Source organism: Kitasatospora sp. NPDC024654 (assembly GCF_055559155.1).
The window spans coordinates 133,484-147,778 of the sequence record NZ_JBVHLF010000001.1 but is presented as its reverse complement, the minus strand read 5'-3'; the positions used below and the strand labels follow the sequence as shown (position 1 = coordinate 147,778).

Annotated in this window: 10 protein-coding genes; 4 read left to right on the top strand and 6 right to left on the bottom strand. The window is 73.4% G+C overall.

Going from position 1 to position 14,295, the window contains the following annotated elements; all coding sequences use genetic code 11:
* The first annotated feature begins 34 nt into the window (after positions 1–34).
* Complete coding sequence (locus tag ACZ38L_RS00610; RefSeq protein ID WP_465688017.1) at positions 35–1,150, top strand: TerD family protein; 1,116 nt, start codon at positions 35–37, stop codon at positions 1,148–1,150.
* Between the two features lie 155 nt (positions 1,151–1,305).
* Positions 1,306–2,919: a peptide chain release factor 3 gene (locus tag ACZ38L_RS00605; RefSeq protein WP_465687807.1), complete on the top strand. Its 1,614-nt coding sequence runs from the start codon at positions 1,306–1,308 to the stop codon at positions 2,917–2,919.
* A gap of 13 nt (positions 2,920–2,932) precedes the next feature.
* Here ACZ38L_RS00605 and ACZ38L_RS00600 read toward each other — a convergent pair whose 3' ends face one another.
* The 4 genes from ACZ38L_RS00600 to pruA all read right to left on the bottom strand — a co-directional run bounded on the left by ACZ38L_RS00600 (position 2,933) and on the right by pruA (position 8,916).
* Positions 2,933–4,276, bottom strand: coding sequence for an ABC transporter ATP-binding protein (locus tag ACZ38L_RS00600; protein WP_465687805.1), 1,344 nt, complete (start codon positions 4,274–4,276; stop codon positions 2,933–2,935).
* Positions 4,277–4,303: 27 nt separating this feature from the next.
* Positions 4,304–6,043: an ABC transporter permease gene (locus ACZ38L_RS00595; RefSeq protein WP_465687803.1), complete on the bottom strand. Its 1,740-nt coding sequence runs from the start codon at positions 6,041–6,043 to the stop codon at positions 4,304–4,306.
* A gap of 175 nt (positions 6,044–6,218) precedes the next feature.
* Positions 6,219–7,148 (bottom strand): proline dehydrogenase family protein, encoded by a 930-nt coding sequence (locus tag ACZ38L_RS00590; RefSeq protein ID WP_396560175.1) that lies wholly within the window; start codon positions 7,146–7,148, stop codon positions 6,219–6,221.
* A gap of 139 nt (positions 7,149–7,287) precedes the next feature.
* Positions 7,288–8,916: an L-glutamate gamma-semialdehyde dehydrogenase gene (gene pruA, locus ACZ38L_RS00585; protein WP_465687800.1), complete on the bottom strand. Its 1,629-nt coding sequence runs from the start codon at positions 8,914–8,916 to the stop codon at positions 7,288–7,290.
* Positions 8,917–9,096: 180 nt separating this feature from the next.
* Here pruA and ACZ38L_RS00580 point away from each other — a divergent pair, with 180 nt between their 5' ends.
* The gene (locus tag ACZ38L_RS00580) at positions 9,097–10,710 is read left to right on the top strand and encodes a PucR family transcriptional regulator (protein ID WP_465687798.1); all 1,614 of its coding nucleotides are present in this window, start codon (positions 9,097–9,099) and stop codon (positions 10,708–10,710) included.
* A 15-nt stretch (positions 10,711–10,725) separates the two neighbouring features.
* Here ACZ38L_RS00580 and ACZ38L_RS00575 read toward each other — a convergent pair whose 3' ends face one another.
* Positions 10,726–11,919 carry a hypothetical protein gene (locus tag ACZ38L_RS00575; protein WP_465687796.1) on the bottom strand — a complete coding sequence of 398 codons (1,194 nt, stop codon included), beginning with the start codon at positions 11,917–11,919 and terminating at the stop codon, positions 10,726–10,728.
* A 175-nt stretch (positions 11,920–12,094) separates the two neighbouring features.
* Here ACZ38L_RS00575 and ACZ38L_RS00570 point away from each other — a divergent pair, with 175 nt between their 5' ends.
* Positions 12,095–12,538 (top strand): VOC family protein, encoded by a 444-nt coding sequence (locus ACZ38L_RS00570; protein ID WP_396560167.1) that lies wholly within the window; start codon positions 12,095–12,097, stop codon positions 12,536–12,538.
* Positions 12,539–12,569: 31 nt separating this feature from the next.
* Here ACZ38L_RS00570 and ACZ38L_RS00565 read toward each other — a convergent pair whose 3' ends face one another.
* Positions 12,570–14,201 (bottom strand): hypothetical protein, encoded by a 1,632-nt coding sequence (locus ACZ38L_RS00565; RefSeq protein WP_465687794.1) that lies wholly within the window; start codon positions 14,199–14,201, stop codon positions 12,570–12,572.
* Positions 14,202–14,295 lie beyond the last annotated feature (94 nt).

The window sequence follows — 14,295 nt, the reverse complement described above, 5'->3', positions numbered from 1 at the left end:
CATCCCAGCCGAGGAGGACACCGTGAGCACGGCCCTGACCCAGGGTGGCAACGCCCCGCTGACCGCTTCCCGGGTGACCGTGGAGGTGACCGCGCCCAAGCGGCTGGACGTCTCCGCCCTGCTGCTCGGCGCCAACGGCAAGGTGCGCTCGGACGCCGACCTCGTCTTCTTCAACGCCCCGCAGGGCCCCGGCGTCAGCCACCGCCCCGCCACCGGCGCGCTGCCCGACGCGATCACCGTCGACACCTGGGCGGTCCCCGCGGACGTCGCCCGGGTGGTGATCACCGCCAGCCTGGCCGACCCGGCCGGAACCTTCGCGGGCACCGAGCCCACCGCCACCGTCCGGGACGCCGCCACCGGCGACGTCCTGATCACCTTCACCCCGCAGCGGCTCGGCCGGGAGACCGCCCTGGTGGTGGTCGAGGTGTACCGGCGCGGCACGGAGTGGAAGCTGCGCGCGGTCGGCCAGGGCTACGCCGACGGGCTGGCCGGCGTCGCCGGCGACTTCGGCGTGACGATCGACCGCCCCGCCCCGCAGACCCCGTCCGTCCCGCCGGCACCCGCCACCCCGCCCCGGGTCACCCTGGACAAGGGCCGGGTCAGCCTGGTCAAGGGCGGCTCGGTCTCGCTGGTCAAGGACGGCCGACCGCTGCTCACCTCGGTCCGGATGGCCCTCGGCTGGGAGCCCGCCCGGCGCGGGCGCAACATCGACCTGGACGCCTCCTGCATCGCCTTCGACGCCCGGCGCGAGCGCCTGGAGACCGTCTGGTTCATGAAGCTCAACGTCTTCAACGGCGCCATCCAGCACACCGGCGACAACCTCACCGGCGCGGGCAGCGGCGACGACGAGGCGATCGACGTCCACCTGGACGGCCTGCCGCCCGAGGTCTGCGGCCTGGTCTTCGTGGTCAACTCCTTCTCCGGCCAGAAGTTCACCGAGATCGCCAACGCCTACTGCCGCCTGGTCGACTCCCGCACCGGCGACGAGCTGGTCCGCTTCGACCTGACCAACGCCGAGCCGCACACCGGCGTGGTGATGTGCAAGCTGGTCCGCCAGTACGCCGGCGAGTGGGTGATGACCGCGCTCGGCGAGTACGTGGACGCCAAGACCGCCCGCGGCATGGTCCAGCCCTCCGCCGCCCTGCTCTGACCGGAGCGGAGGCCCGTTCCGCGCGCCGGGCACGTACAATTCCTCCTTGTGCCTGCGGCGAACGCGCGTGGGTCTGGCGGGCGCGTGGCGGCATCGTCGGCCTGGTGCCGACCGGCAGTCGCAGCCGCAGTCGCCCGAGGGAACAAGGGATCCACGTGAGCAACGAACTGTCCGCCAGCACCGTCCAGGTCCTCGACGAGGCGGGTCGCCGCCGGACCTTCGCCGTGATCAGCCACCCGGACGCCGGCAAGTCCACGCTGACCGAGGCGCTCGCCCTGCACGCCCGGGCGATCACCTCGGCCGGCGCGGTGCACGGCAAGGGCGGCCGCCGCGGTGTCACCAGTGACTGGATGGAGCTGGAGCGCGACCGCGGCATCTCGGTCACCTCCGCGGCCCTCCAGTTCGGCCACCGCGACCACGTGATGAACCTGGTCGACACCCCCGGCCACGCCGACTTCTCCGAGGACACCTACCGCGTCCTGGCCGCCGTCGACTGCGCGATCATGCTGGTGGACGCCGCCAAGGGCCTGGAGGAGCAGACCCGCAAGCTCTTCGCGGTCTGCCGGCACCGCGGCGTCCCGGTGATCACCTTCATCAACAAGTGGGACCGCCGCGGTCGCGAGGCGCTCGCCCTGCTCGACGACATCGAGACCCACCTGGGCATCACCCCGGTGCCGGTGGTCTGGCCGGTCGGCAACGCCGGCAACCTGCGCGGCCTGGTCCAGGCCGCGGACACCGACCACATGCTCCGCTTCACCAAGGTGCCGGCCGGCACGCACGCCGCCCTCGAGGAGACGCTGACCTCCGAGCAGGCCACCGAGCAGGAGGGCGAGGCCTGGCTGAACGCGCTGGAGGAGCTGGAGCTGGTGCTCTCCTCCGGCCCCGGCTACGACCAGCAGGCGTTCGAGGAGGGCAAGATCAGCCCGGTCTTCTTCGGCGCCGCGCTGACCAACATCGGCGTGAAGCTGCTGCTGGACGCGGTGGTCGACCTGGCCCCCGCGCCGAGCCCGCGCCCGCTGGCCAAGGGCGGCGCCCGCGAGGTCGGCGAGGACTTCTCCGGCCTGGTGTTCAAGATCCAGGCCAACATGGACCCGGCGCACCGCGACCGGATCGCCTTCGTCCGGGTCTGCTCCGGCGTCTTCGAGCGCGGCATGAACGTCACCCGCGCGGCCAGCGGCCGCTCCTTCGCCACCAAGTACGCGCACACCGTCTTCGGCGCCGAGCGCACCGTGGTCGACACCGCCTACCCGGGCGACGTGGTCGGCCTGATCAACGCGAGCGCGCTGCGGGTCGGCGACACCCTCTACGCCGGCAAGAAGGCCGAGTTCCCGCCGCTGCCCGCGTTCGCGCCCGAGTACTTCGCGGTCGCCCGGCCGAAGGACATCAGCCGGTCCAAGCAGTTCCGCAAGGGTGTCTCGCAGCTGGACGAGGAGGGCGTGGTCCAGGTGCTGGTCTCCGACCGGCGCGGCGACCAGGCGCCGGTGATGGCCGCGGTCGGCCCGATGCAGTTCGACGTCGTGCTGCACCGGATGGAGCACGAGTTCTCCTCCCCGATCACCCTGGACCACCTCTCCTACCGGCTGGCCCGGGTCACCGACGCGGACGGCGCCACCGAGATCGGCAAGGCCCGGCTCACCGACGCCGAGGTGCTGACCCGCCGCTCGGACGAGGTGCTGCTGGCCCTGTTCGCCGACAAGTGGCACCTCAACGCCTTCCAGCGGGCCAAGCCGGACATCCGGCTGGAGCCGCTGATCGCCACCGCGGACTGACGGTGGCCGGGCGTCAGAGGTTCTTCTGCGCGCCCGGTTCGAGGGTGAGCACGCCGTCGTCGGCGTCGTAGTCGAACAGCTCGGCGTACCGTCCCCAGTCAATCGCGGTGTCCAGTTGCCGGCGCGCCTCCACCGCGTCGAAGCCCCGGCGCAGCACGTCCAGGAAGAAGCCCTCGCGCAGCCGCTGGTCGTCGGTGCTGCTCAGGGCCTGGACGATGGCCCGGACCAGCGGCGCGCGGGTGGCGGCGTGGCGGGCGAAGAGCTGCTTGCTGGTGAGGATGTCGGCGGCGGCGAACTCCCGTCCCGCTGCGGTGAGGCGGATCCGCGGGCCGTCGGTGGCGGCGAGCCCGAGCAGCACGGCGGCGTCGACCAGCGGCAGCAGGTCGTCCACCTCGAAGTTGAGCTCGTCGGCGAGCTCGGCCAGGCCGTCCTCGCCGCCCCGGGCGACCAGGATCTCCAGCAGACCGGCCAGCCCGCCCACGCTGACCTCCGGCAGCGGCGCGCTGACCGGGGTCGGCGCCGGCCGGGTGGGTGCGCCGGGAGCGGTCACCGCGGCCGCCACCGCCGCCTCCCGGCCGGTGAGGATGCCGTAGACGGTGTCGACCAGCGCCTCGAAGCGCGGGTCCTGGCGGTTGCGCGGCCGGGGCAGGGCGACCCGCAGTTCGGCCTGGATCCGGCCCGGGTTGGCGGAGAGCACCAGGATCCGGTCGGCCAGCAGCACCGCCTCCTCGATGTTGTGGGTAACGATCAGGATCGACTTCACCGGGGCCTCGTGCCCCTCCCAGAGGCCCACCAGCTCGGTGCGCAGGTTCTCGGCGGTCAGCACGTCGAGCGCCGAGAACGGCTCGTCCATCAGCAGCGCGTCCGGCTCGACCACGATCGCCCGGGCGAAGCCGACCCGCTGGCGCATGCCGCCGGACAGCTCCTTGGGGTAGGCGGACTCGAAGCCGTCCAGACCGATCAGGTCGATCGCCTTGAGCGCCCGCTCCCGCCGCTCGTCCTCCGGCACGCCGCGCGCGGTCAGGCCCAGTTCGACGTTCTGCTGGACGGTCAGCCAGGGCAGCAGCGCGAAGGACTGGAACACCATCGACACGCCGGGGCTGGCGCCGGTCAGCGGGGTGCCGCGGTAGTCGACGGTGCCGGCCGAGGGGGCGATCAGGCCGGCCAGGCAGCGCAGCAGGGTGGACTTGCCCGAGCCGGACTTGCCGAGCAGTGCGACGATCTCGCCCTCGACCAGTTGGCAACCGATGTCCTCCAGCACCGGCAGCGCCCGGCCGTCCGGTGTGGTGAAGGTCTTGGTCACCTGGTCGGCACGGATGATCACCGCACTGGTCGGCCTGGGGTCGCTCCTGGTCACGGTCCTGCCTCCACGGGATTGCGGTGCTCACAGGGCATAGCGGGTCTCGGCCAGCGCGTACAGCCGGCGCCAGAAGAGCCGGTTGGCGGCGACCACGTAGATCGCCATCACCACGATGCCGACCAGGATCTCCGGGAAGTCCCCGACCGCCGTCGCCTTGGTGATGTACGCGCCCAGGCCGGTGGCCGTCAGGTGGTGCGGGCCGTAGCCGACCACCTCGGCGACGATCGCGGCGTTCCACGCCCCGCCCGCCGCGGTGATGCCGCCGGTGACGTACGAGGGGAAGACGGCGGGCAGGATGAACGCCCGCCACCGGAGCCGTCCGCCCACCCGCATCGAGGTCATCGCCTCACGCAGGTCGGTGGGGATCGCGGAGGCCCCGGCGATCACGTTGAACAGGATGTACCACTGGGCGCCCAGCGCCATCAGCAGGATCGAGCCGTAGTCCAGCGAGATGCCGAGCGCGACGAAGGCGGCGGTGGCGAAGGGGAAGAGGAAGTTCGCCGGGAAGCTGGCCAGCACCTGGACGACCGGCTGGGCGTACCGGGTGACCTTCGGGTTCATCCCGATCCACACCCCGATCGGCACCCACACCACGGTGGCCGCCACCAGCAGCACCACCACCCGCGCGAAGGTCGCCGCCCCGAGCGCGAAGGCGTACCCGAACTCGCCGAGCCCGACCGTGGCCCTGACGTAGTCGATCGCCTTCCAGGCGCCCCAGATCACCAGCACGCTCACCGCGCCGGCGAAGAACACGTCCCCGGTCCGCTCCCGGATCACCGGGCGGCCGATCGCGTGCTCGGCCAGCCCGAACGGCCGGGTGAGCCGGTCCAGCGCGCCGCCCACCGGGCGCAGCGGGCGGCCCAGCAGCTCGGGCACGCTGGAGCGGCGCAGCAGGTCGAGCACCACGCTGCGCGGGCGCTCGGCCGCCCCCGACTCCTCCACCCGGAACCGCTCCGACCAGGCCACCATCGGCCGCCAGAACAGCACGTTCACGCCGACCACCAGCACGATCATCACGGCGATCGCGATGCCGACCCCGCCCAGGTCGCCCTTGGCGATCGCCGCGGCGGCGTACGAGCCCATGCCGGGCAGCGCGTACTGGTGGCCGAGCACGCTGATCGACTCGGAGGCGGCCAGGAAGAACCAGGCGCCGCCGAAGCTCATCATCCCGTTCCAGACCAGCGGGATCATCCCGCTGGGGACGTCCAGCCGCCAGAACCGCTGCCACTTGGTCAGCCGCATCACCCGGGCCGCCTCGTCCAGCTCGCGCGGCTGGGAGACCAGCGAGTAGTAGAAGGCGAAGGTCATGTTCCAGGCCATCGCGGTGAAGATGGCGAAGATCGACGCGCACTCCAGGCCCAGCAGCGAGCCCGGGAAGAGGTTGATGAACGCGGTGACGGTGACCGAGAGGAAGCCCAGCACCGGGACGGACTGCAGGATGTCGAGCACCGGCAGCAGGACCTTGTCCAGCCGTCGCACCCGGGCCGCCGCGGTCGCGTAGCCGAAGGTGAAGACCACCGAGGCGACCAGCGCGACGAACATCCGCAGCAGCGAGCGCACCGCGTAGTACGGCAGGTTCGACGGGTCGGTGGACACGCTCGTGGGCGCGGTCCTCGGCAGGAACGGCGCGTTCAGCGCCGGCGCCAGCCGCAGCAGCCCGTAGAGCAGCCCGACCAGCGCCGCCACCACCAGGACGTCCACCCAGCGCAACGCCGGCCGCCGCCACACCCCCCGTGCGGGGAAACCGCCCTGCCCACCCGCCATCCCGCCGCCTCCGCACGCTCCCGGCCTGCCGCCTGGGCCAGGAAACCACGCGCGGGAATCCCAGCACCCCCGCAACCTGGGCCGACACGCGAACACTCACCGGACGGGGAGTGGAAGCGGACCGGCCCGCACCCCCTCCGCAGGGGTGCGGGCCGGTGGCCGTGGTGGCGGACCGTCAGTCGCGGGTCGCCATCGCGCGCAGGAAGAAGGTCAGGTTGGCCGGGCGCTCCGCCAGGCGGCGCATGAAGTAGCCGTACCACTCCTGGCCGTACGGCAGGTAGACGCGCATGGTGTTGCCCTCGTCGACCAGGCGCAGCTGCTCCTCGGGCCGGATGCCGTAGAGCATCTGGTACTCGAAGCTGTCCCGGGCCCGGCCGTTCCACTCGGCCAGCTGGCCGGCGATCTTGATCATGTTGGGGTCGTGCGAGGCGATCATCGGGTAGCCCTCGCCGCCCATCAGGACCTTGAGGCAGCGCACGTAGGAGAGGTCCACCTCGTGCTTGCCCTGGAAGGCCACCGACTCGGGCTCCTTATAGGCGCCCTTGCAGAGCCGGACCCGCGAGCCCGGGCCGGCGAACTCCTTGCAGTCCGCCTCGGTGCGCCGCAGGTAGGCCTGCAGCACGACGCCCAGCCAGGGGAAGTCGGTGCGCAGCTCACGGGCGATCGACAGGGTGGAGTCGGTGGTGGTGTGGTCCTCCATGTCCAGGGTGACCGTGGTGCCGGCGTCCGCCGCCGCCTCGCAGATCCGCCGGGCGTTCTCCAGCGCGATCTTCTCGCCGTCCACCGGGAGGAACTGGCCGACCGCGGAGAGCTTGACCGAGACCTCCGCGTTGGCGGCCAGGCCGGTCTCCTTGAGCGCGGTGAGCAGGTGCTCGTAGGCCTCGGCGGTGCCGGCGGCCTGGGCGGCGTCCTTGGTGTCCTCGCCGAGGTGGTCGAGGGTGACCCGGCGGCCGGAGGCGACCAGGTCGTCGCAGGTCGTCACGGCGTCATCGAGCAGCTCGCCGGCGACGAAGCGCTCGACTATCGCGTGGGTCGGCGGGAACTTCTCGACGACGGTGCGCACCTGCGGGGAGCGCGAGGCGGCGAGGAGGGCGGAACGGAGCATCGGTACTCCTGGAGCGGGTCATGTGTGGGGGAAGGTGCGGGGCAGGAAGAGGGGGAGGCGGCTGAGGGTTTGGCCGCCTCCCCCGGGAAGGGCGGCCGTCGACCCGGGCAGGGGGTCGGCGGCCACCGGTGAGCCGTGATCAGCCCATGTGCGGGTAGCGGTAGTCGGTCGGCGGGACGAAGGTCTCCTTGATCGACCGGGTCGAGGTCCAGCGGGCCAGGTTCTGCTTGGCGCCGGCCTTGTCGTTGGTCCCCGAGGCCCGGCCGCCGCCGAACGGCTGCTGGCCGACCACCGCACCGGTGGGCTTGTCGTTGATGTAGAAGTTGCCGGCCGCGAAGCGCAGCTTGTGCATCGCGTCCTGCGCGGCGGCCCGGTCCTGGGCGATGATCGAGCCGGTCAGGCCGTACGGGGAGACCGACTCCATCTGCGCGAGCGTCTCCTCGTACTGGTCGTCCTGGTAGACGTACACGGCGAGGATCGGGCCGAAGTACTCGTCGCGGAAGTACTCGCTGGCCGGGTCGGAGCAGACCAGCACGGTCGGGCGGACGAAGTAGCCGACCGAGTCGTCGTACGTGCCGCCGGCCAGCACCTCGACGGTCGGGTCGGCCTGGGCGCGGTCGATCGCGGCCTTGTTCTTGGCGAAGGCGCGGTCGTCGATCACGGCGCTCATGAAGTTGGCCAGGTCGGTGACGTCGCCCATGGTCAGGCCCTCGACCTCGGCCCGGAACTCGTCCTTGAGGCCGGCCCAGAGCGAGGCCGGGACGTAGGCGCGGGAGAGCGCCGAGCACTTCTGGCCCTGGAACTCGAAGGCGCCGCGGGTCAGCGCGGTCTTCAGCACGGCCGGGTCGGCGGACGGGTGGGCGACCAGGAAGTCCTTGCCGCCGGTCTCGCCGACGATCCGCGGGTAGCTGCGGTAGCCGGCGATGTTGTTGCCGACCTCGCGCCACAGGTGCTGGAAGGTCGCGGTGGAGCCGGTGAAGTGGATGCCGGCCAGCGCCGGGTGCTTGAGCGCCACCTCGGAGACCGCCTTGCCGTCACCGGTCACCATGTTGATGACGCCCTTGGGCAGGCCGGCCTCCTCCAGCAGCCGCATCAGCAGGTGCGCGGAGAACTGCTGGGTCGGCGACGGCTTCCAGAGCACCACGTTGCCCATCAGCGCCGGGGCGGTGGGCAGGTTGCCCGCGATGGCGGTGAAGTTGAACGGGGTGATCGCGTAGACGAAGCCCTCCAGCGGGCGGTGGTCGCTGCGGTTCCACACGCCGTCCGAGGAGATCGGCTGTTCGGCGATGATCTGCCGGGCGAAGTGGACGTTGAAGCGCAGGAAGTCGACCAGCTCGCAGGGGGTGTCGATCTCGGCCTGCTGCGCGGTCTTCGACTGGCCGAGCATGGTGGCGGCGGCCAGCGTCTCACGCCAGGGGCCGGCCAGCAGGTCGGCGGCCTTGAGGAAGATCGCGGCGCGCGAGTCGAAGGAGAGCGCCTGCCAGGCCGGGGCAGCGGCCAGCGCGGCGTCGATGGCGTCGCGGGCGTCGTCCTGGGTGGCGTTGCGCAGGGTGCCGAGCCGGGCCGCGTGGTTGTGCGGCTGGACGACGTGGATCTCCTCGCCGCCACCCATCCGGCGCTCGCCGTTGATCGTCATGGTGAGCTGGACCGGCTCCTGGCCTCCCAGCTCCTTCAGCTTCGCCTCCAGCCGGGCCCGTTCCGGGCTGCCGGGGGCGTAGCTGTGGACCGGCTCGTTGACCGGCGCGGGGACCTGGGTCACAGCGTCCATGGGCGCGCACTCCTTCGTGGGGGTGGGGGACGGCCTGGGGTCCCCCCGGCCGAAAGCTGGGGAGGCGGGTCACACGCAGGCCATGGGGACAAACTAAGCCGTGCACCGGGCCCGCGGGCTTGGCCGAGCGGCTAAAGTCATCCCAACGGAGTTGTCCATGTGCACGAAGCAGGTTTCCCAGTGCCCGAGCCGTCTCCCACGGGTCTCTCGCTGCGACAGTTGTTGATGTCGCTCGGCGAACCGCTGGTCGAGTTGCAGGCCGCCCCGGCCGGGCTGGACGTCCCGGTCCTGGACGTCGCCATCCTCGACCCCGAGGACCCGGCCACCGCGGCCCCCGGCGAGCTGGTGCTGGCCATCGGTGCGCGCGGCCGGGCCGCGCTGCCCGCCCTGCGGGCCGCCGGACGGGCCGGCGCGGCGGCCGTCGCCGTCAAGCTGGACGGCCCCGGCCAGGCGGACGCGCTGCGCGAGGCGGCCACCGAGGCGGGTGTGGCGCTGCTGTCGGTGCGCCGGGAGACCCGCTGGGAGCAGCTGGACGGGCTGGCCAGGGCCGTCCTCGGCGGTCCGGACGCTCCGGACACCGCCGACCACAACGTCGGCGACCTCTTCTCGCTGGCCCAGACCACCGCCGTGCTGACCGGCGGGATCGTCTCCATCGAGGACACCTCCAGCCGGGTGCTGGCCTACTCCCGCTCCTCGGACACCGACGAGGTGGACGACCTGCGGCGGCTCTCCATCCTCGGCTGGCAGGGCCCCGAGCCCTACCTCTCCAAGCTCCGCGAGTGGGGCATCTTCCAGCACCTGCGCAGCTCGGACCGGGTGATCGCGGTCGAGCCGCACCCCGAGCTGGGCCTGCGCCGACGGCTGGCGATCGGGATCCGGGCGGGCGCGCAGCCGCTCGGCACGATCTGGGTGCAGGAGGGCGCGCAGCCGCTCACCGAACGGGCCGAGCAGGCACTGGTCGGCGCGGCCCGGGTGGCCGCCGGCCAGCTGGTGCGCCGGCGGCGGGAGCTGTCGGCGGACGTCCGGCTCACCCGCACCCTGCTGACCGGGTTGCTGGAGGGCAGCACGGGGCCGCAGTCGCTGGCCACCCATCTCGGCCTCGACCCGCACCGGGCGGCCACCGTGCTGGCGTACTCGGCCGAGGGGCCGGACGCCACCCGGGCCGACGTGACCGGCCTGGTCTCGGTGCACGCCGCCGCCCGGCACCGCGGCGCGCTGCTCGCCCCGATCGAGTCGCGGATCTACGTGCTGCTGCCCGAACTGCCCGCCGCCCTGCCGCTGGCCACCGTGCGCGGCTGGGCGCAGGAGGCGGTGGACGCTGCCCGGGACCACCTGGGCGTGCCGCTGCGCGCGGCGATCGGCAGCACGGTCGGCGGGCTCGCGGCGGTGCCGGCCTCGCGGGCGCAGGCCGACCGGATCCTGGACGCGATGGGGCGCGGCGGGGTGGCCACCGAGGTCGCCGCGCTGATCGACGTGCAGGCGGAGGTGCTGGTCAGCGAGGTGCTGGCGCTGCTGCAGGAGCGGCCGGCGCTGCGCGACCCGCGGCTGTCCGCGCTGACCTCCTACGACGCGCGGCACGGAACCCGGCTCGCCGAGTCGGTGCTGGCCTGGTTGGACGCGCTGGGCGAGGTACGGGTGGCCGCGCAGGCGCTGCACATCCACCCCAACACGCTGCGCTACCGGGTACGGCGGGCCGAGCAGCTCACCGGTGTCGACCTGGCGCAGCCGCAGCAGCGCCTGCTGGCGATGCTGCAACTGCGGCTGCCGGCCGAGGAGCCGGAGCTCCACCCGTAGTCGCCCACGGAGGGCTCAGCCGCGGGCGCGCTCCCGGCGCCACTGCTCCCAGGCGGCGAGCCAGGCCTGCTCGGCGGTCCACCGCCGCTCCTCCGCGTCCGCCACGCTCCGCGGGCCCGCGGTCAGCAGCTCCCAGGCCTGCTGCGCGGGCAGGCTCGGCACGTGGCTGGCGAAGGCGGTGTAGCGGACCACCTCCTCCAGCGCCGCCCGGCCGTCCGCGGTGTCCTGCGCCCAGTCGGTCTGCTCGGCCAGCCTGGTCAGGTGGTCGACCATCGCCGCCACCGCCGCGTCCGCCTCCTCCCGGCTCTCCGAGGCGAGCCGCATCTGCTGGCGGACCGCCGCCTCCCAGCGCTCCGCCTGGTCCGCGCCGCGCAGCCGGCGCGGCAGCCGGGACGGCCGGCAGCCGCTCTGCTGGGTCTGCAGGGCCAGCGCGTGCGCCACGGTGTACTCGATGATCGCCCGGTGCGCGTCCAGACCGGTGACGTTGACCGGCTGCCGCTCGGCGGCCAGCGCGGCCCGGGCCCTCCGGGCGGCCAGTGTCTGGAGCAGCGCGGTGCGGCCGCGGACGAAGCGGTCGGTGTCGAGCACCCGGGCCAGCTCGACCCGGCCCGGGGCGATGCCACGGCCGCAGATCGTGACGGTGCTGCCGGCCACCCGCAGCCGGCCGGCCCAGACCGCCCGCGGGTCCTCGCCCGGATAGGCGTCGGCGCGGCGCTCCTCGTGCAGCTGCACCGCGGTCGGCTCACCCTCCACGGTGATCCACTCGCGCAGCGCGCGGACCCGGGCCGGGACCTCCTCCTCATCCACGCCGAGCTGGTGGTAGACCCGGTCGCGCTCGTCCTCGACCACGTCCTCCAGCTCGGGCAGCGGGTGGCTGCGCTCGGCGCCGGGCCGGTAGGTGCGCACCGTGACGTACGGACCGTCCAGCGAGCTCCAGTCGCCGGAGCGCAGTTCGACCCAGCTGAGCTCGCCGTTGTGGGTCTCGAAGGCACTCAGCGCGTCGCTGTCCACCGGGTCGTGGCCCGCGCTCTCCAGGGGGCGCGAGTACTCCTCGTCGCGCGCCGGGGCGATGCCTCGGACGCCGTGTCCCGAACGGTCGACCCCGAAGATCGGGAAGTCCGCCTCGCCGATCACCTGACGACAGCGGCTCTCCTGGTCGTCGAAGAACTCCTCCGGCTGCGCGGGCCGGCCCCCGCTGCTGAATCCCATCGCCTGCCGCACCCCCGGGTCTCGCCGTACCGTTCCGTGACCGGCGGGTCGGGCGGGGTCGCCCGAGCCGATCCGCGTGGCCATACGATACGTCGGCCGCCCGGACCGGGCCATCGGCTTCCCCCTCTCCGGCGGGGCGGCCTGCGGTGTCGGTGGCACTGCCTACCCTGACGCCATGACCACGAGCAACGCCGTACCCGCCCGGATCAGCATCGTCACCCTCGGGGTGGCCGACCTCGACCGCAGCAGCGCCTTCTACTCCGCCCTCGGCTGGGAGCGGTCGAGCGCCTCCAGCCCGGAGATCGTCTGGTTCCGCACCGCCGACTCGGCGCTCGGCCTCTTCCCCGTCGACGAGCTGGCGGCCGACGCGGGCGTGCCGGCGGGCGGCGAGCCGGCCTTCCGCGGGGTGACCCTGGCGATCAACCTGGAGTCACCGCAGGCCGTGGACGCCGCGCTGGCCGTCGCGGTGGCGGCCGGCGCGACGGTGGTCAAGCCGCCGGCCGCCACCGACTGGGGCGGCTACTCGGGCTACTTCGAGGACCCGGACGGCCATCTGTGGGAGCTGGCGCACAACCCGGGCTTCCCCTTCACCCCCTCGGGCCAGCTCGACCTGCCGTAGCCGGCCTCCGCCCGCCGGCGCCGGTCCCCGGTCAGCCCCGGGAGCGGGCCTTGAAGGCCGCCTTGCGGGCCTCCTTCGCCACCCCACGGTCGACGTGCAGCTCTCCCACGGCCTCCAGCACCTCCGCCGTGAACGGGTGCTCGACCCGCCACAGCTCGCCGAAGAAGCTCGCCGGGTTGTCGGTCACCGGCAGCCCCGCGATCAGCTCGCGCAACACCGCCGCGTCGCCCTCGTTCTCCAGCAACTGGCCGGCGAAGGTGTCCACCATCGTCCAGAGCACCATCGCGCGCTCCGGTGCGGGCACATCCGTGACACCGCGCGACACCAGCCAGGCCCGCGCGCCGCCGCCCAACTCCGGATCCTCCAGCACCTCACGGGCGGCCGGCTCGGCCGCCCCGCCCAGCTCGTTCAGCGCCAGCTGGCAGAGCATCCGGCGCAGCGGGGCGATCCGGTCAGCCCCCCGGGACGCCGCCAGCAGCTCCCGGGCGGCGGGCAGCGGCTCGCGCTCGGCCAGCCAGGCCCGGATCTCCTGCTCGGGCAGCACGTTCCCGGCCTCGGCCACGCCCTGCAACAGGGCCGCCGCGTCACCGGTCGCGTACTCGCCGACCAGCGGGGCGTCGAAGCCGTCCTCCAGCAGCCACTGCCGGATCCCGTACTGGCCGAGCGGGGTGAGCCGGACCAGGCCGAACCGCGCCGCCTCCGCCTCGTCCAGCGGCGCGCCCGCCTCGGCGGGCTCCCGGACAGCGCCCTCCCCTTCCTCCTCCTCGTCGAAGAGCTCCGGGTCGATCGGCTGGTACTCGACCAGGCCGATCTCGGCCAGATCGGCGAGCATCGGATCCAGTGCGACCATCACATCGGTGATGTCGCCGAGCATCTCCTCGTCCGGCTCCTCGCCCTCGGGCACCACCAGCAGCGCGGCCAGCACGCCCAGCGGCATGGTCTCCTGCCCGGGCTCGGTGAAGGCGGTGGCCTCGTAGAGCACCTGCAGCGCCTCGTCCAGCAGCTCGGAGGCCTCCTCCTGGACCTCCTCGAACCGCGCGACCAGCTCCTCGGCGCGCTCCTCGTCGGCGTCCCCGCCGGTCTCCGGCTCGTCGTCCAGCGGCTCGATCTCCACCGCCACCTCGGCGACGATGTCGGCGGCGGTCAGCCAGAGCTCCAGCACCGCCTCCGGGTCGCCCTTCTCGACCGGGGCCAGCTCGTCGCTCGGCGCGGCCACCCGGCGGCCGTCCTCGGCGGTCAGCAGCAGCACCAGCTCCAGGTCACCGGCGAGCGACCAGGCCCGCATGGCCTCCAGCACGGCCTCCTCGGCGACCTCGCCCTCGGCCGGGGCCAGCCCGAGGAACCGGGCCGCCGCCTCCCGGTCCGGCTCCAGCAGGTCGCCGAGCTCGTCGACCGGACGCTCCGGGGTGGCCCAGCGGGCCAGCCGGACCGCCCGCGCCAGCAGTGGCACCTCCAGCGCGGCGGCGGCCAGCTCGGCCTCCGGCAGCAGCCTGACCGGGGGCACCAGGACGGCCGCGTCGTCGAGGTCCTCGTCGTCCTCCGAGCCGTGGGCGCCGTAGAGGTCGGCCAGGTCGAAGTCGGCAGGCAGCAGACCCTCGGCCGGCGACCCGGCCGGCCCGGTCGCCGACGGGTTGTCAGTGGTCTTGCGGCGTCGTCCGGCCATGGTCGCGCGATCTCCTCAGGGGGGTCAGGCTGCACTGCGATCAGCGTATCGGCCAGGGGCCCGGCTGCGCCCGTCCTGTGGGGGGCGCGCGCCA